Genomic DNA, 20,095 nt, shown 5'->3' with positions numbered 1-20,095 from the left:
GAAGAAAAAGACTGATTCCGCGAATAGGAGTCAGTCTTTTTTGACAGTCAAACAATTGAACGATGATAACATCGTTCAACTGTTCACTGCTTCTGCTTTTTGATAGGAACGGAATGTTTCTAATACTTCCGAATAGTCCTTTTTCGTATTAATTTTAATTCCTTCTTTTAAGCGATCAAATAAATGTGATTCTAATTCATCTGTATCGATCTGGTAAAAAGATTGTACGGCAGACTCATGTACTGGAACGCCCTCGAAAATAGTCAGTTTACCATTCTTTAATCCAAAATAGCCATTCGCCTTCAAGTAAGGAGATATATCGTTGACTTCTTTTCGGAAACGGATGTGTCCTTCTTTCTGCTCCATGACTTGCCAATCCTGATACTCCGACCAAAAATCCTCCATGGAAGCGATCGTTTCTTCGACTTGCTCCCGCTCTACATTGCCATCTATATAATGTCGTTCCAATGTTAATTCAATTGTAAGCGGGTCTTGCGCAACTGCCCTGACTTCTTCTGGGCTCTCCGCATTACTCTTTGGTGTTTCTTGTATAGATTGATAGCTGATAACGCCGATTATTGCCACAATGACCCCGTTTAACAGTAACCATAACTTGCTCATTAAAGACCCTCCAATCGAGCTATGTTTACTGTTAGGGTGTCCAAACTGTGAAAATATAATCATCTTTTTTAAAATCTTCAAAACAACAATCGCATTATTATGTCGTTACTTTTCTCAAAGATTTCAGTACCTAACATGAGTATATATAGCTTTCTTTAGACCGGATTATGTAAAATAGCAGCTTAGTGGAGTTTTGAAATATTTCATCTGTTTAGATATCGCCCCCGCCAACCACGGAGACTCCCGCAGGACGCGGAGTGGTTAGCCGAAGCGGTATCCCAGCATATTAAATATCTCAAAATGCATGCTTGGATAGCGATGGTTAATAATCCATATTATAGGTAATTGAGTTGTATATAATTTTCTTAGTTAGGACCGAGTGAACTTACCGGTTTTACTTATACGGTAGGAAAGTATAAAATTTTAGCAATGAAGAAGTTCGACGTAGTGAAAATTAGTATGTAAGAAAAGAAAGTATATAAGTAGTCGTAGAAGTAATCATGCTGAATAGGAGGATAGGTTCCTATAATATGGATTATGTCAACTAAGGCTGTATGGCAAAACGGTCATTTTGAAATATTTTATTTGCGTTGCAAAGCTCCGGAAATAGGCTCCGCGTCCTCTGGGCACGGCATCAGCTAGGCTACTACCTGTAAATGCTTCTTTGCTGCCTTGTGCCGAGGAAGCTTACTTCGAAGCAAAGCTTGCAGACACAGGCACAAATGAAATGGATCTTCAGCTCGCGCTGATTCCACGGGAGTCTCCGCCTATTTCCTACGCTTAAGGGAAGTGCTACAACGCATGGTACAGCAAAAAGCAGTGGTTCTTGGTATTTTTCAATAGCTATTATATATGCATGAAATCAATATGCTAGCTCTGACAAAATTGTAGAGTCCCAATTCTAGCGTAGGCCAACCACGGAGACTCCCGCGGGACAGGCAGGCGCTGAAGATCCACTTTGTGAAGCGATCTTTCTTCACAAAGTTAGCTTCAGCCGTGCCCCGCAGGACGCGGAGTGGTTGGACGGAGCGGTATCCCAGCACATGAATCATTTCAAAATTAACACCAGTTATCTGTTAATCCTCTCACTTTATTCCCTACTTGTTCTTGCGAAAGATCGTTAGATAAGCTAAGATTAAATACGAACGTATGCTTGTGAAAGAGTGTGAATTTGGAATGAAGAGGAGATCAGTGATATGATTGCATATATAAATGGATTAGTATCGGATATAACGGAACAAATCATTTTAATAGAAACGAACGGAATTGGCTATGAAGTAATTTGTCCGAATCCCTATCGTTTTCAAGTACAAACGGGAGAACAATTAAAGATTTACACGTACCATTATGTAAGGGAAGATGCTCAGATTTTATACGGATTTCAGAACCAGGAAGAAAAAAAACTGTTCGCTCAAATCTTAAATGTTTCGGGGATCGGACCTAAGGGTGCGTTAGCGGTATTGGCATCAACATCTGTTAAAGATTTCGTCCTGGCTATTGATCAGGAAGATGAAAAGTTTCTAACAAGTTTTCCTGGCGTAGGGAAGAAAACGGCACGCCAAATGATCCTGGACCTAAAAGGTAAATTACCATTCGACTTTCATACAGAGAATTTATTTAATCAGCAGCCAGATAAAACGGAGGAAAACAATGCATTATCAGAAGCAATCGAGGCACTGAAAGCATTAGGTTATTCAGAAAAAGAAATAAATACGATCAAGCCAGTCTTAGCGAAAGAACAGAGTGATGCAGCGGATACATACATACGAAAAGGGTTAGCCTTACTAATGAAATAGAAAGGAGATTTCATGATGGAGGAACGGATTATTTCCAATGAGATCCAAGAAGAAGATTTATCAGAAGAATTAAGTCTGCGCCCCAAAATGCTGAAGCAATACATTGGTCAGCATAAAGCAAAAGACAATTTAGCGATTTTTATTGAAGCTGCCAAGATGAGAAACGAACCACTCGATCATGTATTACTATATGGCCCTCCAGGTCTGGGTAAAACGACGATGGCACAAATTATTGCAAATGAGATGGGTGTCCAGTTTAAACAAACATCCGGTCCAGCAATCGAACGTTCTGGCGATTTAGCAGCGATCCTTTCTTCCTTGGAAGTCGGTGATGTGTTATTCATTGACGAAATTCATCGTCTGCCTCGGGCAGTGGAAGAAATCCTTTATCCAGCAATGGAGGATTTCTGTCTGGATATTGTCATTGGTCAAGGCCCGAGTGCGCGTTCTGTTCAGCTTGATTTACCACCATTTACCTTGGTAGGTGCTACAACTAGAGCAGGTCTGCTATCGGCCCCATTACGAGACCGCTTCGGTGTTTTATCACGTCTTGAATTCTATGAGGTTATAGATTTATGTGCTATTGTCGAAAGGACTGCTGACATTTTTCAAGTGCAAATAGATAAAGCAGCCGCACTGGAAGTAGCAAGACGGTCACGTGGGACTCCGAGAATTGCTAATCGTTTGTTAAAGAGGGTACGAGATATTTCACAGGTTAAAGGTGAACCAAGTATTTCGATGGAAACGACACAGCAGGCTTTAAAGATGTTGCAGGTAGATCAAGAAGGACTTGATCACATTGATCATAAATTATTACTTTCGATAATAGACGGATTCAAAGGTGGTCCTGTAGGTTTAGATACCATCGCAGCATCGATTGGGGAAGAATCTCAAACAATTGAGGATGTCTATGAACCTTATTTATTACAGCAAGGATTCATTCAACGAACACCAAGAGGGCGACTTGTTACGCCAAAAGCTTATGCACACTTTGACCGGGAGGTGCCTGAATCTTGACGGACGTTGGTAAGATCTTTATTGTAATAGGGGTTGTATGTATAATCGTCGGTCTGTTATGGGGATTCGTTGGCAAACTGCCTGGAGACTTTAGCTTTAAAAAAGGGAATGTATCATTTCATTTTCCGATCATGACATCAATCATTGTTAGTATTATTCTGACAATTATTTTTGCAGTAATAGGACGTTTTAAGTAGAAGGAGTAAAGGCATGAATATAGAAGATTTTGATTTTGATCTACCAGAAGAATTAATTGCACAGACACCGTTACAAGATCGCGCAAGCTCGAGATTAATGGTATTAAATCGAGAAGAACGATCAATCACACATCACCACTTTTACGATATAGCAGATTTTCTTGAAAAAGGGGATTGTCTGGTCTTAAACAATACAAAAGTGTTGCCGGCAAGACTGTATGGAATAAAACAGGATACAGGTGCTAAAGTGGAAGTATTACTATTAACTCAAATGGAAGATAATGATTGGGAAGTACTCGTAAAACCTGCTAAAAAAATAAAAGTTGGTTCTACAATCGTCTTTGGTGACGGACAATTAAAAGCGACCTGTATTGACACGAAAGAGCATGGTGGTCGGATCCTCCGGTTAGAATATGAAGGAATTCTTTATGAAGTGCTGGATGAACTCGGTGAAATGCCGCTTCCACCTTATATTAAAGAGCAATTGGATGAGAAAGATCGTTATCAGACGGTTTATGCGCGTGAACAAGGTTCTGCAGCAGCACCGACCGCAGGATTGCATTTTACGAAAGAGCTGCTCGGAGAAATTGAACAAAAAGGAATTGAGATTGCATTTATTACATTGCATGTTGGATTGGGGACATTCCGTCCAGTTAGTGTTGACAATGTCGAAGAACATGAAATGCATGCAGAATTCTATCAGATGACAGAAGCTACGGCTAATCAGCTTAATGCTGTAAAACAGCGTGGAGGCAGAATTATTTCGGTTGGAACCACCTCAACCAGAACGCTTGAAACAATTGCACGAGATACAAATGGTCTATTTGAAGAGCGCAATGGCTGGACGGATATTTTTATCTATCCACCATATCAATTTAAAGCAATTGACGGTTTAATTACCAATTTTCATTTACCAAAGTCGACCTTAATTATGTTAGTGAGTGCACTATCAGATCGAGATTTTATTTTAGAGGCTTATAATAAAGCAGTTGCTGAGCGTTACCGTTTCTTCAGTTTTGGTGACGCAATGTTAATTATGTAAAGAAAGGACAACTTTTGATGACTGCGATTAGATATGAACATATAAAGACATGTAAACAAACAGGAGCAAGGCTAGGCAAGGTCCATACACCACATGGCTCTTTCGATACCCCTGCATTTATGCCAGTCGGCACGTTAGCGACTGTTAAAACGATGAGCCCGGAAGAATTGAAACAGATGGGTGCGAATATGATTCTTTCCAACACGTATCATCTGTGGCTGAGACCTGGTCACGAAATTGTCAAGGAAGCGGGAGGATTGCACAAGTTTATGAACTGGGATGGTGCAATATTAACCGATTCCGGTGGATTTCAGGTTTTCAGTTTAAGTGATTTACGTAAAATTAAAGAAGAAGGTGTACATTTTCGTAATCATTTAAATGGGGAGAAACTTTTTTTATCACCAGAAAAAGCAATGAACATTCAAAACGCATTAGGCTCCGATATTATGATGGCATTTGATGAATGTCCACCATATCCAGCAGAACATGAGTATATGAAAAAGTCTGTCGAACGGACAAGCAGATGGGCAGAACGCTGTTTGGAAGCACATGAGCGAAAAGATGTTCAAGGCTTATTTGGGATTGTGCAAGGTGGCGAATATGAAGACTTACGACGATTAAGTGCACAAGACTTAACGTCCTTAGACTTCCCTGGATATGCGATAGGCGGATTATCTGTTGGTGAACCGAAAGATGTAATGAATCGTGTGTTAGAATATACGACTCCATTACTGCCATCTGATAAACCACGATATTTAATGGGGGTTGGTTCTCCTGACTCGTTAATTGATGGCGCTATTCGTGGTGTTGATATGTTTGATTGTGTCTTGCCAACGAGAATTGCACGTAATGGAACACTGATGACATCAGAGGGACGTCTGGTTGTTCGTAATGCGAAATACGCTCGTGATTTTTCACCATTAGACCCTAACTGTGACTGTCATGTCTGTAAAAATTATACAAGGGCCTACATCCGTCACTTAGTTAAATCGAATGAAACATTTGGTTTCAGACTTACTACTTATCATAATCTATATTTTCTGTTAAAATTAATGGAGCAAGTTCGTGAAGCAATTATGCAAGACCGACTTGGTGATTTTAAAGAAGAGTTCTTTGAAAAATATGGTTTCAATAAACCAAATGCAAAGAATTTTTAAGAGGAGGTGCAACACACATGGAATTTTTAGCAACCTTTGGTCCACTTGTTTTAATGATTGTGATCTTTTACTTTTTATTAATCAGACCACAACAAAAGAAACAAAAGCAAGTGCGTCAAATGCAGTCCGAACTGAAAAAAGGGGACAAGATTGTAACAATTGGTGGTTTCCACGGTATTGTTCATGCATTGGATGAAGACAGCCTTGTACTTATTACAGGTGATGGAACAAAACTTACATACGACCGCTCAGCAGTGCGCGACGTAGTAGAACAGAGCTAATCAGAGAAAATACCATAGCATCTTCATTGATGCCATGGTATTTTTTGGTTTACTTCCATAATTTCTGCGCTCAACACGAGTCGCAGAAGTAATTATATTCAAATAGAAGTTGGATCCTTATAATACGTGGGTATATACCTCTTTTACATACTGCCCAATTTGCGAGTTATGCTTCTTCTTCGGATGACAGGTTGACGCCGATGATCGCGCCGATAATGGCTAATAATAAATAGGACGTATGGTTGACCAGCTCAATCACGGAAAACCCAAGATGTAAGCCCAAGAATCGGTAGCAAAACACGATAAAGGTAAAAAATAAGCTGGTTAATACTCCTACCCAAATGCCCTTGTGTTTTGCTTTTAACCCGGCAATCAGCCCTCCAGTAAATAATGCAATAAAACTGATAAATAGCGTAGACATCTCCAGTGTGGATTCTCCTAGCGACGTAAAACGTAATAAAATCGTTAAAATAATACTCGCGACTAACATAACCGCAAAAATGCCAATCCAGCCATACAGTACACCAACGATTGTTTTCACTTCCGACCCCTCCCTTTTAATAACTTCTCTTTATTTATGTATGCATGTCCTCCAAAAATAGAAGAATTCCTTCTCGAATAGTTATAGAAAATCAGAATATATATGAATTATAGCTTGTCAATATTTTGAGATGATCAGAGAGGAGACGTTAGATGTCAGTAACCATCGCCATAGCCGTTTTTATCATTAGTTATATATTTATAATGTCAGAGAAAATAAATCGTGCACTAGTAGCATTAGCAGGTGGGGTATTATTGCTTTTAACAGGGGTATACCAATGGGAGGATGCGGTAACTTCCTATATTGACTGGAATACTGTTGCGCTATTGTTTGCGATGATGGTGTTAGTAGCGATAACGAGAAAAACAGGCGTATTCACTTATATTGCCATTTGGCTTGCGAAATTAGTAAAAGGGAAGCCAATTCCGTTAATGATAGGGATCGGTTTTCTAACAGCAATTGGATCTGCGTTACTGGACAATGTAACAACCGTGCTGTTATTTGTACCTGTTATCTTAACCTTGACCAATTTATTGCAATTACCAACGTTCCCTTACTTGCTGACGATCATTTTAACAGCCAATATTGGGGGGACGGCAACATTAATAGGAGATCCACCTAATATTATGATTGGTCAAGCAGTACCTCATTTAACTTTTTTGTCTTTCCTGCAGCATACTGCACCGATAGCGTTACTATTGCTTGGGCTTGTACTGGTGCTGTTAAGTATATGGTTCCGAAAGCAGTTAAAACAGATCGATTCGAATCGCATAGATGAATTAATGCAAATGAAAGAATCTCAATACTTAAAAAAATCACCATTACTGTTCCAATCTCTATCCATCTTGTTATTAACCATAATAGGATTTCTGCTCCACCCTGTATTTCATATAGATTTAACGATCATTGCCTTATGTGGAGCGATTCTGTTACTTATTGTAAGTGAAAAAGAAGTAGAGACCGACAAAATTTTTGAACAAGTAGAATGGGTAACCTTATTTTTCTTTATCGGTTTGTTTATGCTCGTAGGCGGCTTGGAAGAAGTAGGCGTGATCGATGAATTAGCGCGTTCGATTATGTGGTTGACAGAAGGGGATATGACAAATACCGCTCTTCTTTTGTTATGGGTGTCCGGCATATTTTCCGGGATTATTGATAACATTCCGTTCGTAGCTGCGATGATACCTGTTATTGAAGAATTCGAAACGTACGGGATGACGAATCTCGATCCATTATGGTGGTCCCTTGCACTCGGAGCCTGTTTAGGTGGAAATGGCACATTAATTGGTGCTTCTGCAAATGTCGTAGTAGCTGGACTGGCTGATGCCCAAAATAAGCCAATTGCGTTCGTGAAATTTATGCTTTACGGTATTCCCGTAGTTATACTATCGCTCATTATATCTACAATCTATATTTATTTCCGCTATCTGTTGCCGTTTCAACAGCCTTTGTAAGAATAGTCAGAAGAAATACAGGGAAAGCTAGCCATATCGTTATGGAAGGATGTGGCTAGTGTGGGCGTTGAGGAGATTTTGGCCATCATACTGCGGACAATCTTTTACTATTTTCTGGTAGTCATAATTTTTCGAATGATGGGTAAGAGAGAAGTGGGAGAGTTAAGTCTGCTTGATATTGTCGTTTATATTATGATTGCTGAAGTAGCTGTTCTTACCATTGCTGATTTGGAGTTATCATTTACTTATGGATTAATTCCGATGATTCTGTTAATGATTATACAATGGCTGACGGCTTGGGTATCATTAAAAAGTCCGTTATTCCGTGCCTGGTTTGAAGGCAAACCGTCGATTATCATCGCTCAAGGTAAAATTGATGAGAACGAAATGAAAAAGAATCGATTTAATTTTGACGATTTACTACAGCAATTACGAGAACATGGAACAGAAAGCATAAATGATGTTGCCTATGCCATCCTGGAGCCATCTGGAAAGCTGTCGATACTAGAAAAAAATCAACAGAATGTGCAGCCTGTCATTGATGGGTTGGTTTTGCCGTTAATTGTGGATGGGAGAATTCAAGAGAAAGCATTAACGCATTTAGCCAAAGATCAGAATTGGGTGATTGAGGAAGTGCGTGACCGTGGCTTTCATTCAGTTGAAGAGATATCCTTTTGTTCGATTGACGTCAATAATGAATGGTATATCGATAAGAAGAATGAAAAACAATAAAAAGAACAGGGGATTGATCAATAATCCCGCTGTTCTATTTATTTTTCCGTAATTGCTGCAACTCATCCTTGTTAATAAATTGTAAACAAAATAAGAAAATCAAGTAACCGATAAACAGAAGAATGACGATAAACAAAAAGCGGAGAGTGTGCTCGATTTGAAAATCGAATAGTTGAATCAATAATTGTCCCATCCAGAATGTTAATCCAATTAAAGCAATCATTTTGAGAATCATTTTCATAGGGATATAAAATTTAATCGCACGGAATAATGTAATTAGATGAAATACGGTTCCGATAATAACACCGACACTCATCGCGATAGCTGCTCCGTAAATTCCGATTTGCGGATTAGTCGTAAGCACGATTAAAATTATAAATTTGATAATGGTCGATCCGATATTATTCCACATCGCTTGTTTGGCGAGATCGAGTGCTTGTAAAGAAGCATTAAGCGGAAACTGAATATACATAAATAAAAAACAAGGAGCCATAATTTTCAAGAACAGACTAGCATTATTAGTCCCATACATATATTGTAAAATAGCATCAGCAAAAAGAGTTAACAGTACAGTTGCAATTGCACCGGAAGCGAAGGAGAGCCGTATTGCCTGGTGAATCCGGTAATGAATTAATTTTTTATGCTGTTTGGCCTCTGCTTCACTAATATTGGGAACGAGTGCAACTGCTAGTGAATGTGTGATGAAGGTTGGTAAAAATAGTAACGGCAATGCATATCCGGTCAAAGCCCCATATTGTTTGGTTGCAACGGTTGCCTGAAACCCGGCAAGTGCCAAACTCTGTGCTACTAATATAGGCTCTAAAAAATTGGCAATCGAGTTAACTAACCGGCTGGCGGTACTTGGTATTGCGATCGAGAATAATTGCTTTAATGTATCTGAACCTGTTTTTACATATTTTAAAATGTTTTTGCGGAGCTTGATTCGTTTTTTTAGACGGAACATTTTTAACATGAATAATAAAGATACAGCTTCACCAATGATAACTGCGATCATAGCTCCTGCAGCGGCAAATTCAATACCACGTGGAGCGAGCCAAGTCACCAGAACGAGTATGAAACCAATCCGTACTACTTGCTCAATCACCTGTGCAATACTTTGCGGCTTCATATTTTGTCTGCCTTGGAAATATCCTCGGATAACTGCTGCAACAGCACTGATTGGAATGATTGGAAGAATCGCCATCATTGGATAATAGACTCGAGGATCTGTTAATAAATGATTCGCCACATATGGGATGATCAGGTACATAAGTACTGTTGAGACAACACTTAGCGATATCGTGATGGAAAGTGAGATTATTAATATTTGCTTGATTTTAACAAAGTCACCTCTCGCATCAGCTTCCGCAACTCTTTTGGATATGGCAATTGGTAAGCCAATTTGCGAAATGGTATACATTAAGAACAAGGTAGGTAAGGCCATATTATATAAACCGATACCTTCCTCTCCCATTAATCTGGCGACAACGATTCGATTAACAAAGCCTAAAAAACGTGTAATCATACCAGCAATGATTAGAATAATTGTCCCTTTTAAAAAATTTTGTTTGGTCACTTTGATCGACCTGCCTTCTCAAACCGAAAATTTTCATATACAATGAATTATATGCAAGATGAGAGGACAAGCATGACAATTTTAGCTAGATTTTTAATCGGATGGAGGCAAGTGTATGGTAAATCGTAAACAAGTTTCGTCCTGGCGGAACGAATTAGACGTAGTGCTTGAGAGTAAAATGCGTGAATTGCAATTACTCGATTATTCCAAAACAACGATTGATGATATTTGGAATTGCTTAGTGGATAAGGTCTGGAAGGGCAATCCTGACAAAGCGTTATATGAAGTGGTGCAGGACATTCTGCATTTAAACCCTAACATCTATATGACTTATCTAACACAAAAATCATGGATGGATACAAATCTGCAAGAATCGCTCGATGCCCTGTTAGGCAATCGGAAATCGGACTAAAGTCTTTGCCTTGCTTGTCTAATCACCGGTATTTAAGGTAAAATAGTGTTGTTGTGAAAACATAGGGAGGCTTTACGTATGGTGAAAAGAGGGAGAATCGTTGCGTTTTTCCTAATTGTGTTAGTGTTAGGAGCGACGATTGGTACTACATATCAAGGTATTGCAAAAAATATTAAATTAGGACTTGATTTACAAGGTGGTTTCGAGGTTCTTTATAATGTTGAACCATTAGATGAAGATGAGGAAGTAACAAGAAGTGTACTTGAATCTACGGTTGAAACACTGGAAAGACGCGTAAATTCGATTGGGATCAGTGAACCAAGCTTTAATATCGAAGAACCGAATCGTATTCGTGTACAACTCGCAGGTGTCGAAGATCAAGATCAGGCAAGAGAGATGCTGTCAACAACAGCACAACTGACATTCCGTGATGTGAATGGAAAGAAATATCTGGATGGTTCTGATATTCAGGCTGGCAGTGCAAAGCAAGACTTTGATCCAGATACGAATCAACCGATTGTAACGCTCAAGTTTAAAGATGCCGATCGATTTGGTGATACGACGAAGCAAATTTTAGACGACTCTGAACTCGCAGATCAAGTAGTTATTTGGATGGACTACGAAGAAGGCGATACATATGAAGAGGAAATGCAAAAAGAGGATTCTAAAGTTATTTCTGCTCCATCTGTGAGTCAAGTATTAAGAACAAAAGATATCATGATTACTGGTGACTTCACAATTGAAGAAGCACAGCAATTGGCCAACTTATTAAACGCTGGTTCCTTACCAACTGATCTAGAGGAAGAGTATTCAACTTCTGTTGGTGCCCAATTCGGGCAGCAAGCGTTGGACAAAACAATTTTTGCCAGTGTATTAGGTGTTGTCTTAATCTTTATTTATATGATGTTCTACTACCGATTCCCAGGATTCATTGCCGCAATCACGCTAAGTATTTACATTTATTTAGTACTGCTTGTCTTCGAATTAATGAACGGTGTCTTAACCTTGCCGGGTATTGCCGCATTGGTTTTAGGGGTTGGTATGGCAGTTGATGCCAATATCATAACGTATGAACGGATTAAAGAAGAATTAAGAGAAGGTAAATCGATCAAAGCTGCATTTAAAGCAGGTAATCAGCAATCGTTATCGACGATCTTTGATGCGAACATCACGACAATGATAGCTGCTGCCGTTTTATTTATATTCGGAACGAGCTCTGTGAAAGGTTTTGCGACCTTATTAATGGTAAGTATCGTGCTAAGTTTTGTGACAGCTGTGTTTGGCTCCAGACTGTTCCTAGGCTTTTGGGTAAACAGTAATTTCTTAAACAAACGTCCAGGCTGGTTTGGCGTCAAAAAGGATGACATTATTGACCTCAACAGCCGGGAAGAAGTTGAACCGAAATTTTTCGGGCGTCAATTTGATTTTGTCAAACATCGCAAGAAGTTTTTCAGCATTTCCATTTCATTAGTGGCGCTAGGTATTATCTGTCTGGCTGTGTTCAGACTGAATCTTGGCATCGACTTTGTAGCTGGTTCTCGAGTAGAGGTGCTTGCTGACCAGTCATTAACAACAGAAGAAATTGAGCAAGAGTTTGAAAAGCTTGATTTAGAAGTGAGTGCGCCTGTTGTCTTGTCTGGGGAAGATGAAAATATTGCAGTTGCTCGATTTGAAAATGAACTTTCCGAAGACAAAGTAGCGGAAGTGAGAACTCATTTTGAAGACAAATACGGTAGTGCACCTACTGTTAATACGGTCTCTCCTGTTGTAGGAAAAGAATTAGCTCAAAATGCTGTGTTGGCAGTAATCTATGCATCAATCGGGATTATCATTTATGTGACGATCCGTTTTGAGTTTTACTCAGCACTTACCGCGATCCTTGCCTTACTGCATGATGCCTTTTTCATCATTGCTCTGTTTAGTATCACAAGGCTCGAATTTGATATTACGATTATCGCGGCCATTCTGACAATTGTCGGTTATTCGATTAATGATACCATTGTTACGTTTGACCGGATCAGAGAAAATCTTAAGAAACGGAAGAAGGTTAAATCGTTTGCTGAGCTTGCCAAAATCGTAAATCATAGTTTAATGCAGACCTTTGCAAGAAGTATTAACACTGTATTAACAGTTATCTTTGCAGCAGCTATGCTATTATTCTTCGGTGCAAGCGCGATTACTAACTTCTCATTCGCCCTGGTTGTTGGCTTAATCGCCGGAACGTACTCTTCGCTGTTTATCGCAGCACAAGTATGGCTGGTATGGCGAGGTAAATCAGTAAAAGAAAAACCGATCGAATACAAAGAAAAGAAATATAACGACGGACCACAAGTGTAAGAAAAAGCTGAGCTCTAAATGAGGAGCTCAGCTTTTTACTATCCAAATTCTATAGATCTCCAAACATTAAACAATGACTGTTAGTATTTCAAAATGGATGCACCACTAGTGAACATAATCCGTATTATCGGTAGCCTTTTATGTAAGACTAATTGCGATTAACAGGTTGCAAAAATCGACATTTCCTGTTATTCCCTTTATAATGAAAACATGGAATCATAACATTTAAAGGAGGCCATTCATGAAGGGACAGACATATTTAATTTTGGCTGTACTGTTTGCTGTTATTATTGCTATTTTTGCGGTGATCAATGTTGATCCTGTCGAGGTAAATTATTTATTTGGAACAGGTGAGGCGCCGTTAATCCTGATCATTTTATTCTCTGTATTAATGGGAGTTATCATAACTGCAGCATCTGGTGTAATTCGCGTACTGCGTTTACAAAGAGAATTGCGAGCTGCGAAGCTTGAAGTATCGGCACTTCAGCAAGAAGAAAAAAATAATCAATCCGCTTCAAAAACCGACAACACAGACGGTCAAATTGAAGATAACGGTGATAAAGTAAAATAATTCTGTTTGCTACCCTTGATACACTTTTGTATAATAAGTGAGTCAGGGGTGAATTTATGTTGGAAAGTCAATCAAATTGGATTTTTACATATAAGAATACGGATCAGGAATCAACCGATATACTAGCGGGTGTGAACGTATCTCCTGTCATTAAGCAATTGTTGTGGCAGCAAGGGATTGATACAGAAGAGAAAGTTGAACGATTCTTGCGACCTTCTCTTGATCAGTTACACAACCCGGAACAGTTCAACCAGATTGATAAGGCCGTACAGCGAGTCAGACAGGCAATTGAAGCTGGAGAAAGTATTCTTGTATACGGGGATTATGACGCAGATGGCGTTACTTCCACTACAGTCATGGTAGAAGCTTTACGTGAAAGTGGGGCAATGTGTGATTACTATATTCCCAATCGTTTTACAGAAGGATATGGACCAAATGAAGAAGCTTTTCGAGAAGCGCATCGCCAAGGATTTCAGTTGATCATCACTGTTGATAATGGAATTGCTGGAGTAGAAGAAGTAGCGGTCGCTAATCAATTAGGGATGGATGTTATCATAACAGATCACCATGAAGCGCAAGAAGCATTACCAGAAGCGCATGCAATCATTCACCCGAAATGTTCGGAAGACTATCCTTTTAAGGAATTAGCAGGTGTAGGGGTAGCTTTTAAATTTGCACAGCAATTATTAGGCTATTTTCCTGAACAGTTCTTAGATTTAGTCGTCGTGGGTACGATTGCCGATCTGGTTCCGTTACATGATGAAAACAGAGTACTTGTTCACCATGGACTAAAGGCATTAAGTCGATCAGAGCGTAAAGGCTTGAAAGCATTAAAGAAGCTATGTCAAATTGAAGGAAACGTAACAGAAGAAGACATTGGCTTCCGGATTGGACCACGCTTAAATGCAGTTGGTCGTCTGCAGGATGCAAATTTGGCGGTAGACCTTTTGTTAACGGAAGATCCGCAAGAAGCTGAGGAATTAGCAAATTACGTACAGGATCTGAATACAGAAAGACAAAAAATAGTGGCAGATATCACCAAAGAAGCAATAAGCCAGTATGAAGCGGCTGATCATACGAAACAAGTCATCATTGTCGTAAAAGAAGGATGGAACCAGGGTGTGCTTGGTATCGTCGCTTCTAAATTAGTGCAAACTTATTATCGACCTGCCATTGTTCTGGCAATAGATAGTGAGACGAAGAAAGCAAAAGGTTCAGCGCGTAGTATTGATGGTTTTGATATGTTCCAAAATTGTATGCAGCATCGAGAGCTTTTTACTCATTTCGGCGGGCACGCTCAAGCTGCTGGTATGACACTTCCAGTCGAGAATATCGAAGTACTTGAGACAGAATTGGATACATTAGCAAGGCAACAATTGACAGAAGAGGATTTTAAACCACAACTGTCTATTAGTGGATCATTAGCCATTTCAGATATTGACATGACGTTATTGGAAACCATTGATCAGCTGGCACCATTTGGAATGGGAAATCCTAAACCTCTATTTCATTTTGAAGCAACACCGAGTGACATCAAACAAATTGGTGCAACAAAAAACCATCTAAAAATGAGGTTTTCAGAAAATGGTCAGCAATTAGATACGATCGGTTTTGGTTTAGGAGAGAAAGTTCCATATCTGGCAAAGCAAACACCTCTCGAAGTGGTAGGAGAATTGCAAATTAATGAATGGAATGGCATTCGTAAACCACAGATGCTGATCAAGGATATGGCGGTAACGAGCTGGCAATTATTCGATTTTCGTGGAATGAGGAACTGGCAAGAGCAGGTCAATATCGAAAAGCCCAACCAATATTTTGTTAGTTTTCAAGGAAGTGACATACAAGGTGTTCCAGTCTGTGATAAAGATACGGTATTAGCTGTGTCTCATCCGATAGAGGCGCTCTATTTGCTCGATGTTCCTTCTAAATTAGAAGATTTGCAAATATTAATAGATAAGGTGAAATTCGAGCGACTAATTGTTTGTTTTTCAACGAATGACAGCCAATATTTCCGTTCTTTACCTAATCGTGATGAATTTAAGTGGCTGTATCAATTGATGTTGAAGCGGAAATACTTTGATTACAAGGTAGATGCTCCTAAGCTGGCGTCATTTAAAGGCTGGAAATTGGACAAGATCAAGTTTATGTTCCAAGTTTTTCATGAATTGAATTTTGTTACTCGTAAAGATGGAGTAATTGTCCCAACTGATGAACCTTCTAAAAAAGATTTAACAGAAGCGAGCGTCTATCAGGATCGTAAACATGAGATGGAATTAGAAGAAATTTTTATTTATTCATCTTATTCACAATTAAAAACATGGTTCTCTGAGCAAATGGAGAAGAGGAGCAATGAGGAGGAAATGGTTTATGGACTATAAACAGTATATTACAGTAGTAGAAGATTGGCCGAAAGAAGGAGTTCGTTTTAAAGATATTACGACGCTGATGGATAACGGGCCTGCTTATAAATCAGCAGTAGATGAAATTGTCGCATATGCCCAAGATAAAAAAATTGACCTTGTAGTAGGACCGGAAGCGAGAGGTTTTATTGTAGGATGTCCTGTATCCTATGCACTTGAAATAGGTTTTGCACCAGTAAGAAAAGAAGGGAAGCTTCCGAGAGAAGTTGTCAAAGTCGATTACGGACTTGAATATGGTGAAAATGTGTTAACGATTCATAAAGATGCCATTAAGCCAGGTCAGCGAGTATTGATTACAGATGATTTACTAGCAACTGGTGGAACGATCGAAGCAACCATCAAGCTAGTAGAAGAACTAGGTGGTATCGTAGTCGGTTGTGCCTTTTTAATTGAATTGACTTATTTAAGTGGCCGCGACAAGTTAGACGGATATGACGTATTAACACTAATGGAATATTAAGATACACAAAGTAGAGTACTCTTCGGAGTGCTCTGTCTTTTTATTATTTTCTGTTCGGTCAGAGTAGTATGTTAAAGTGATGAATAAATGAAGCAGCAATAGTATAAGAATCAAAGGCTATTGCTACTGCTTGAGGGTAAGCAGAACTTTTATTTATCGCGGTGCTAACCGTCCGTAAAACCCCAACTTCAAGATTAGAGAGAAAATTTATGAAGCTAAGTGGGGGATAAACCTCGTTTTATCAGAATTTTTAGTCAACTATGAACGAAATGATTCACACTTAATAAGGTATAGTAAAAACAGTAATAATAAAATTGTCGATATTTGCTATATAATTAAGGAAAATTACTATTTTTTTTGGTATGATAGGGAAAACACGTTTATATATCGTGATGAGTCTAAAAGTAAAGGTGATTATATGGCAAAAGATAAAATTTTAGCGCCTGAAGAGATATTTGAAGAAGCAAAAAGTTATCTAAACGATGAAGATATATCATTTATTAAACGAGCTTATGATTTTGCAGAAAATGCGCATCAAGGGCAATTTCGAAAATCAGGAGAGCCATATATCATTCATCCAGTTCAGGTTGCCGGTATCTTGCTGGATTTGAAATTAGACCCAGAGACTATTGCTGGGGGATTTCTTCATGATGTAGTAGAAGATACAGAAGTAACGGTGGAAGATATAAAAAGTGCGTTTAATGAAGAAGTAGCCATGCTGGTAGATGGGGTAACCAAGCTCGGTAAGATCAAATATATGTCAAAAGAAGCCCAACAAGCGGAAAACCACCGCAAGATGTTTATCGCGATGGCTAAAGATATTCGGGTTATCTTGATCAAGCTGGCTGACCGCCTTCATAATATGCGTACACTAAAACATTTGCCAGCTGAAAAACAACGGCGAATTTCGAATGAAACATTAGAGATCTTTGCACCACTTGCACATCGACTAGGGATATCAGCGATCAAGTGGGAACTAGAGGACACTGCGTTACGTTATTTAAATCCTCAGCAATATTACCGCATTGTCCACTTGATGAAACAAAAACGCGAAGAGCGTGAACATTATATAGAAGAAGTAATGGATGAAGTCAGGCAACAGTTGAAGGATGTAAATATTGAAGCAGAATTTTCTGGTCGTCCGAAACATTTATACAGTATTTATCGGAAAATGATGATCCAAAAGAAACAGTTTAATGAGATCTATGATTTGCTTGCAGTTCGTATCATCGTCTCCAGCATTAAAGATTGTTATGCAGTACTAGGCATTATCCATACTTGTTGGAAACCAATGCCTGGACGGTTTAAAGATTATATTGCCATGCCGAAACCGAACCTTTATCAATCCTTACACACGACAGTGATTGGACCTAAAGGTGCACCACTTGAGGTCCAAATCCGTACGAAAGAAATGCATGAAATCGCTGAGTACGGGATTGCAGCTCATTGGGCTTATAAAGAAGGCAAAATGATTAATCCATCACAGCAATCAACAGAGGACCGCTTAGCATGGTTCCGTGAAATTCTCGAATGGCAAAATGATGCAAATGACGCCGAGGAATTCATGGAATCATTAAAAGTAGATTTATTTTCAGATATGGTGTATGTATTCACGCCAAAAGGGGATGTAATAGAGTTGCCGCGTGGTTCGGTGCCTCTTGACTTTGCTTACAAGATTCATACAGAGGTAGGTAATCATACAATAGGTTCCAAGATAAACGGCAAAATGGAGCCACTCGATTATCAATTGAAAAATGGTGATATCGTTGAAGTCATGACATCCAAACATTCTTATGGTCCTTCTCAGGATTGGGTGAAAATGACACAAACTTCTCAAGCGAAAAATAAGATCAAGCAATTTTTCAAAAAGCAACGACGTGATGAGAATGTGATAAAAGGGCGCGAAATGTTAGAAGAGGAATTGAAGCATGCTGGCTTTGAACCGAAAGAAGTGATAACAGAAGACAACATCGCTCTCGCATTAGAGAAGTTTAGTTTCACCACAGAAGAAGATATGTTTGCAGCCATTGGATACCAAGGTATTACACCAGCTCAAATTGTTACTAGAATGACAGAAAAGATACGTGAACAGCAAGAGCAAGAAAAAGACATTGAGGAAACCATTGAAAAGGTAAATGCAAGTGGCGAATCTATCAAGAAGAAATCCAAAAGGGATTCAGGTGTGAAGGTGGAAGGCGTTGATAATATGCTGATCCGTCTTTCTAAATGTTGTAATCCTGTCCCTGGTGATGAAATTGTAGGGTATATTACGAAAGGACGTGGGGTGTCTGTTCATCGTAAAGATTGCCCGAATGTGCAAACGGAAGAAGCAGAAGATCGCCTGATTTACGTCGAATGGGAAAACATGGAATCTGAATCCAAATCTTATCACGTAGATCTAGAAATTTCAGGCTACGACCGTCGTGGCTTATTAAATGACGTTTTACAAGTAATCAATGAATCAAAAACTAATATTATCGCAGTCAATGGCCGTTCAGATCGAAATAAAATTGCAATTATCCACGTAACGATTCTTATTCACAATATTAATCACCTGCGTCGAATTGTAGAACGGTTAAAACAAATTAAAGATGTATACACAGTAGAAAGAACGATACAGTAGATAAAAGGTAGGTCAAACAATGAAAGTAGTACTTCAACGAGCAAAAAACGCATCAGTCGTCGTTGAGAATGAAGTGGTCGGTAAGATTGATGATGGCTATGTGGCACTCATAGGTGTAACACATGATGATCAAGAAGCCGACATTGACTATCTTGTCAACAAAACGGCGAATCTCCGTATTTTTGAAGATGAAAATGGTAAAATGAACTTATCATTAAAAGATGTAAGCGGCGGTGTTCTTTCAATTTCGCAGTTTACCTTATATGGAGATACAAGAAAGGGAAGAAGGCCAAACTTCATGCAAGCAGCGAAACCTGACCAGGCACTTTCCTTATATCAGCAATTCAATGAGAAATTACGTGCAGAGGGAATTCATGTCGAAACGGGACAATTCGGAGAGATGATGGATGTATCTTTTACAAACGTCGGACCAGTCACGATTATCTTAGACAGTGAAGATGCAAAAAAGAAATAACGAAAAGCCGTGTCGATCCAGACACGGCTTCTTTTATCACAGCGCTAACCACCCGTAACATCCCCACTGTCACTCACTAATAGACAGACGTGGCAAATGTCGAGTTTTTCTAATCATTCAAGAAAGTATAAAAGTGAAGTCACAGCAGAAATCATATGGAAAATGAAGATGACTTACTATAATATGGATTATGTAAACTAACAGCTTAGTGTTTATTTTGAAATGATTCATGTGCTGGCATACCGCTCCGGCCAACCACTCCGCGTCCTGCGGGGCACGGCTGAAGCTAACTTTGTGAAGAAGAGCACTTCACAAAGTGGATCTTCAGCACCTGCCTGTCCCGGGAGTCTACGTGGTTGGCCTACGCTAAGATGTAGACTCTA

At 39.2% G+C, this 20,095-nt stretch carries 18 protein-coding genes; 15 read left to right on the top strand and 3 right to left on the bottom strand.

Translation table 11 applies throughout. The features are described 5' to 3' along the window. Positions 1–75: 75 nt before the first annotated feature. Entirely contained in the window at positions 76–621 is a 546-nt protein-coding gene (locus MUN87_RS04345) for a BofC C-terminal domain-containing protein (RefSeq protein WP_244746456.1), read from the bottom strand. Positions 622–1,817: 1,196 nt separating this feature from the next. On the opposite strand from MUN87_RS04345, the gene ruvA reads away from it, so the two are divergent. From ruvA to yajC, 6 genes are read left to right on the top strand one after another with little or no spacing between them, the layout of a single operon-like run. Beyond that, the gene (ruvA, locus tag MUN87_RS04340; RefSeq protein WP_244746455.1) at positions 1,818–2,417 is read left to right on the top strand and encodes a Holliday junction branch migration protein RuvA; all 600 of its coding nucleotides are present in this window, start codon (positions 1,818–1,820) and stop codon (positions 2,415–2,417) included. Positions 2,418–2,432: 15 nt separating this feature from the next. Continuing rightward, positions 2,433–3,434: a Holliday junction branch migration DNA helicase RuvB gene (gene ruvB, locus MUN87_RS04335; RefSeq protein ID WP_244747875.1), complete on the top strand. Its 1,002-nt coding sequence runs from the start codon at positions 2,433–2,435 to the stop codon at positions 3,432–3,434. Next, positions 3,431–3,631: a DUF2905 domain-containing protein gene (locus MUN87_RS04330; RefSeq protein WP_244746454.1), complete on the top strand. Its 201-nt coding sequence runs from the start codon at positions 3,431–3,433 to the stop codon at positions 3,629–3,631. Before ruvB ends, MUN87_RS04330 begins: the two co-directional genes overlap by 4 nt. 13 nt (positions 3,632–3,644) lie before the next feature. Continuing rightward, positions 3,645–4,673, top strand: a complete 1,029-nt coding sequence (gene queA, locus MUN87_RS04325) for a tRNA preQ1(34) S-adenosylmethionine ribosyltransferase-isomerase QueA (RefSeq protein WP_244746453.1) — start codon at positions 3,645–3,647, stop codon at positions 4,671–4,673. A gap of 17 nt (positions 4,674–4,690) precedes the next feature. After that, positions 4,691–5,830: a tRNA guanosine(34) transglycosylase Tgt gene (gene tgt / locus MUN87_RS04320; RefSeq protein WP_244746452.1), complete on the top strand. Its 1,140-nt coding sequence runs from the start codon at positions 4,691–4,693 to the stop codon at positions 5,828–5,830. Between the two features lie 17 nt (positions 5,831–5,847). Further along, the gene (gene yajC, locus MUN87_RS04315; protein ID WP_244746451.1) at positions 5,848–6,111 is read left to right on the top strand and encodes a preprotein translocase subunit YajC; all 264 of its coding nucleotides are present in this window, start codon (positions 5,848–5,850) and stop codon (positions 6,109–6,111) included. 166 nt (positions 6,112–6,277) lie between these two features. Here the strand turns inward: yajC and MUN87_RS04310 are convergent, their stop codons facing one another. After that, positions 6,278–6,652 carry a TIGR04086 family membrane protein gene (locus tag MUN87_RS04310; protein WP_244746450.1) on the bottom strand — a complete coding sequence of 125 codons (375 nt, stop codon included), beginning with the start codon at positions 6,650–6,652 and terminating at the stop codon, positions 6,278–6,280. A 152-nt stretch (positions 6,653–6,804) separates the two neighbouring features. On the opposite strand from MUN87_RS04310, the gene MUN87_RS04305 reads away from it, so the two are divergent. Both MUN87_RS04305 and MUN87_RS04300 read left to right on the top strand, forming a co-directional pair. Next, entirely contained in the window at positions 6,805–8,106 is a 1,302-nt protein-coding gene (locus MUN87_RS04305; protein ID WP_244746449.1) for an ArsB/NhaD family transporter, read from the top strand. A gap of 60 nt (positions 8,107–8,166) precedes the next feature. Then, positions 8,167–8,838: a DUF421 domain-containing protein gene (locus tag MUN87_RS04300; RefSeq protein ID WP_244746448.1), complete on the top strand. Its 672-nt coding sequence runs from the start codon at positions 8,167–8,169 to the stop codon at positions 8,836–8,838. 34 nt (positions 8,839–8,872) lie between these two features. Here the strand turns inward: MUN87_RS04300 and spoVB are convergent, their stop codons facing one another. Then, positions 8,873–10,414 (bottom strand): stage V sporulation protein B, encoded by a 1,542-nt coding sequence (gene spoVB / locus MUN87_RS04295; protein WP_244746447.1) that lies wholly within the window; start codon positions 10,412–10,414, stop codon positions 8,873–8,875. Between the two features lie 115 nt (positions 10,415–10,529). Between spoVB and MUN87_RS04290 the strand changes: the two genes are divergently transcribed. The 7 genes from MUN87_RS04290 to dtd all read left to right on the top strand — a co-directional run bounded on the left by MUN87_RS04290 (position 10,530) and on the right by dtd (position 19,712). Continuing rightward, positions 10,530–10,826, top strand: coding sequence for a post-transcriptional regulator (locus MUN87_RS04290; protein WP_244746446.1), 297 nt, complete (start codon positions 10,530–10,532; stop codon positions 10,824–10,826). A gap of 78 nt (positions 10,827–10,904) precedes the next feature. After that, a complete protein-coding gene (secDF, locus tag MUN87_RS04285) occupies positions 10,905–13,163 on the top strand; it encodes a protein translocase subunit SecDF (protein WP_244746445.1) in 2,259 nt (752 codons plus the stop codon). 241 nt (positions 13,164–13,404) lie between these two features. Continuing rightward, entirely contained in the window at positions 13,405–13,734 is a 330-nt protein-coding gene (locus MUN87_RS04280) for a LapA family protein (RefSeq protein WP_244746444.1), read from the top strand. Between the two features lie 56 nt (positions 13,735–13,790). Next, on the top strand, positions 13,791–16,112 hold the full coding sequence (recJ, locus tag MUN87_RS04275) for a single-stranded-DNA-specific exonuclease RecJ (protein ID WP_244746443.1): 2,322 nt from the start codon (positions 13,791–13,793) through the stop codon (positions 16,110–16,112). Further along, positions 16,102–16,614 (top strand): adenine phosphoribosyltransferase, encoded by a 513-nt coding sequence (locus MUN87_RS04270; RefSeq protein WP_244746442.1) that lies wholly within the window; start codon positions 16,102–16,104, stop codon positions 16,612–16,614. The genes recJ and MUN87_RS04270 overlap by 11 nt, the downstream gene beginning before the upstream one ends. A 418-nt stretch (positions 16,615–17,032) precedes the next feature. Beyond that, on the top strand, positions 17,033–19,237 hold the full coding sequence (locus MUN87_RS04265) for a RelA/SpoT family protein (protein ID WP_244746441.1): 2,205 nt from the start codon (positions 17,033–17,035) through the stop codon (positions 19,235–19,237). Positions 19,238–19,256: 19 nt separating this feature from the next. Then, positions 19,257–19,712 (top strand): D-aminoacyl-tRNA deacylase, encoded by a 456-nt coding sequence (gene dtd / locus MUN87_RS04260; protein WP_244746440.1) that lies wholly within the window; start codon positions 19,257–19,259, stop codon positions 19,710–19,712. Positions 19,713–20,095 lie beyond the last annotated feature (383 nt).

Origin of the sequence: Gracilibacillus salinarum, assembly GCF_022919575.1 — a bacterium.
GTDB classification, from domain to species: Bacteria; Bacillota; Bacilli; order Bacillales; family Amphibacillaceae; genus Gracilibacillus; species Gracilibacillus salinarum.
Note: the sequence above shows the minus strand (reverse complement) of the source record. Positions and strands in the feature narration are given on the sequence as shown.